The 1,282-nt window shown below is 60.9% G+C and carries 1 protein-coding gene; it reads left to right on the forward strand.

Features of this window, described 5'->3' with window-relative positions; translation table 11 throughout:
- The first annotated feature begins 65 nt into the window (after positions 1 to 65).
- Positions 66 to 1,252, forward strand: a protein-coding gene (locus G3N97_RS38840; protein WP_205998004.1) for an IS3 family transposase whose coding sequence is annotated in 2 segments (ribosomal slippage) — positions 66 to 360 and positions 360 to 1,252 — 1,188 coding nt in all. Because the reading frame shifts where the segments join, the coding sequence is not laid out codon by codon here.
- Positions 1,253 to 1,282: the final 30 nt, after the last annotated feature.

Raw genomic sequence — 1,282 nt, forward strand, 5'->3', positions numbered from 1 at the left:
TGACCATGCCTCGATTTCACGTACAGCAGGAAATTTGTTAGTTTCCTGTTTGTACGGAGGATTGCATGTCTGAGAAGTCAGTGCCGAAAAGGCAATACACGAACGAGTTCAAGGTTGAGGCCATCAGGCTTGCCGAAACAGTCGGGCAGCATGAAGCGGCGCGCAGGCTCGGGGTGCCAGTGGCGACGTTAGGGAACTGGAGCCGACGTAGTCGTGGTTCCGAAGACGGTGTCGAGACGAGTGGTCGTGATGTGATCGCTGCACGTGTGACACGCCCGATCAGCGAACTGGAGGCAGAGAACAGCCGGCTGCGCAAGGAGCTCGCCAGTGCGAAACTGGATATCGAGATACTTCGAAAAGCGACGGCGTACTTCGCGAAGGGGTCGCGGTGAGGTACGCCTGGATCGACGATTACCGTGACCAGTACAGCGTCACCCGGCTATGCCAGATTCTGGGCGTCTCACGCAGCGGATATTGCCAGTGGCGCGTTCGTGCGCCCAGCGCGAGGACGCAAGCGAACGCGGCCCTGGATGCGGAGATAGCCGCCATCCATCGCGCGCATCGCGGCGCCTACGGCCGTCCGCGTATCGTGCAGCAATTGCGAGCCCAAGGTCGGCCGGCGAGCGAAGAGCGCGTGCGGCGTAGCCTGCAGCGCCAGGGCTTGCGCCCGGTCTACAGGCGTGCCTGGCGGGTCACGACGGACTCCACGCACAGCCTTCCCGTAGCGCCGAACCTGCTCGATCGTCGTTTCGACGGCTGGCAGCCTGATCGCGCGTGGGTCAGCGACATCACGTTTGTCAGGACCGGCGAAGGCTGGCTGTATCTTGCGGCGATTCTCGATCTGGGGAGTCGGCGCATAGTGGGCTGGTCAATGTCCGAACGCATCGACGCCGAGCTGGTTTGCCAGGCACTGCGCAGTGCGTGCTGGCAACGCAAACCGGCACCGGGACTGCTATTACACTCCGACAGAGGGGCGCAATATGCAAGCCGGGCATACCGGAAGCTGGCCGCCGGATTCAAGGCAACGATCTCCATGAGCCGTCGTGCCAATGCATGGGACAACGCCCCGATGGAAAGCTTCTTCAAGACCCTGAAAGTCGAGAGAATCTATCAGGTTCACTACGAAACGCGAGCACAGGCTCGCCTGGATATCGTCGACTGGATCGAGGGCTATTACAATCGAGAGCGCCTGCACACCTCGATAGGGTTTCTGACTCCCGTCGACTTCGAGGCCGCGTTGGTCGCTGCATGATCTGCTGTACGTGGAAATGAGGCAGGGTCA

It is taken from the genome of Paraburkholderia sp. Ac-20347, from assembly GCF_017104805.1.
In the GTDB taxonomy this organism is placed as follows: domain Bacteria; phylum Pseudomonadota; class Gammaproteobacteria; order Burkholderiales; family Burkholderiaceae; genus Paraburkholderia; species Paraburkholderia tropica.